Source organism: Microcystis sp. M53598_WE2 (genome assembly GCF_030067735.1).
Lineage (GTDB): Bacteria > Cyanobacteriota > Cyanobacteriia > Cyanobacteriales > Microcystaceae > Microcystis > Microcystis aeruginosa.
The window spans coordinates 1-2071 of record NZ_JASJFE010000941.1 but is presented as its reverse complement, the minus strand read 5'-3'; the positions used below and the strand labels follow the sequence as shown (position 1 = coordinate 2071).

2 protein-coding genes are annotated in these 2071 nt (G+C 42.9%); both read left to right on the top strand.

Annotated features, from left to right (window positions below; translation table 11 throughout):
• The first annotated feature begins 68 nt into the window (after positions 1–68).
• Positions 69–872, top strand: coding sequence for a type 1 glutamine amidotransferase (locus PX636_RS19220; protein ID WP_052275378.1), 804 nt, complete (start codon positions 69–71; stop codon positions 870–872).
• Positions 873–948: 76 nt separating this feature from the next.
• On the top strand, positions 949–1869 hold the full coding sequence (locus PX636_RS19215; RefSeq protein WP_044034784.1) for a hypothetical protein: 921 nt from the start codon (positions 949–951) through the stop codon (positions 1867–1869).
• Positions 1870–2071: the final 202 nt, after the last annotated feature.

Sequence of the window (2071 nt, the reverse complement as noted above, 5' to 3'; positions counted from 1 at the left end):
CCCACTTCCCCATTCCCCCATTCCCCCATTTCCCCATTTCCCCATTCCCCCATTTCCCCTAAGAAATTATGCAAGAACTAGAACTAAAAATCGGCTGGTTATATCCGACCTTAATGAGTACCTACGGCGATCGAGGTAATGTTATTACTATTCAAAGAAGATGTCAATGGCGTGATATTGCTGTGACAATTATTCCCCTAGATGCTCAAACAGAAGCCGAGACATTTTATCAAGTAGATATAATTGTTGGGGGTGGGGCGCAGGATCGGCAACAGGAGATCGTTATGCGGGATTTACAGGGTAAAAAAGCGGCGGCGATGAAAGAACAATTATCGGCAGGAATACCGGGGGTTTTTACCTGTGGTTCCCCACAATTATTAGGACATTATTACGAACCAGCTTTCGGTCAAAGAATCGAAGGATTGGGATTATTAGACCTAGTAAGTAAACATCCCGGTCCCAATGCAAAACGCTGTATCGGTAACGTGGTTTTTGAAATTACGGCCTCCCCCTTAGCGGAGGAAATTAAAGCTATGACCGGGGAAAAACCGCTAGTAATCGGCTTTGAAAATCACGGGGGTCGTACCTATTTACAGACCGTTTCTCCTTTAGGAAAGGTGATTACCGGTTACGGAAATAACGGAGAGGACGGTTATGAAGGGGCATTTTACCACAATGCGATCGCCACCTATGCCCACGGTCCCTTACTACCCAAAAATCCCTTTTTAGCCGATTGGTTAATCGAAAAAGCTTTAGAACAAAAGTATCAACAAGCCATTTTTTTAACAAAACTTGATGATTCTCTGGCCCTGAAAGCAAGATTTGCCATGTTTGAACGACTAGAACTAACCGGCGTGACCAATAAAGCCTAAACTGGTCATATACACTTATGGCAGGAGATAGTCAAACTAGCCATTAAGAATTTTAATTGTGGCAGCTCATGAAATTATGACTGGAAAAATTATCGATCGTCAAACGGCGGGGTTTCTCGTCCTCATCATCCCCCTAGCGGTGCTAATCATCCTTGTTTTTACCGCTTGGCCATTGATCCTACTTGTCTTCTTCTTAACTCTTGCAGTCAAGGTGTGGCAAGACTATCGCTGGTCAAAATTATCGACGGTGATTAACCCCTATTTCAATCAACTTTTACAGGACAATCAAGGTTGTCTCACCCCGATTGACCTATCGGCAAAAGCCAATCTCACGGCCAAATTAGCTAGACAATTTTTAGACAAAAAAGCTGAGGAATTTGGGGCGCAAAAAAAAGCTGTAGGCGATAAGGGTATGGCCTATTACTTTATCACCGCCAGTACCTTGGGTAGTATTTTTGATGAGAGTGACCCCTCTTTAGAAGAAATAGGGGAAAAACAAATTCCTGCGATTACTGCATCGAGATTCCCTCTGACCAATTTAGAGCAATCGCAGGAGGCTAAATCCCCCCTGATTGTCGCCGAGAAGAGGGAAAATTCCGTCCCGGAGGTTCCTGTTATTTCCTCCTCCCAACCTCTGACTAATTTAGGTAAATTATTTGAGGAAAAAGAGGAAGAAAATACCGCAGCGATCGCTGTTCAAGAAACGGTAATTCAAGAACCGGAGGAGATAATTAATCCTAGTTTGAACAGTCCTGATAGTTCTTTATCCCAATCAGAATCAGAAGTTAAGGAAGAATCTCTAACCTCTGATTCTGAAACTATCTCATCAATGAGTTTGGCGGATTTGGCTAAACGTTTAGGAGTTACCCCGGCCGTTTTGGGTAGAAACAAGAAAAATAAATCCGAAACAGAATTTGCCGATTGGAGTCGCATCAGAGATCCCGATGGTATTGCTTGGAAATTTGACGCAAAAAACTCCCTATTTGTGGCCAACTGATCGGTAATTTGTTTGGTTTTTTAGACAGGCTCAATGCCTGTCTTTTTTGGCTCTACGTCCTACCCTCGATCCCATAGATGGTTGCTTCAGATTGCTTGAGGATGTTGGAAATCATCACCGACCACAAATCTTGCGGTTGTATCAGTAAGAAACTGTTTGTAAACAAGTATTTAAATCGCCAAAGTCCTTACTTGACAAAGAT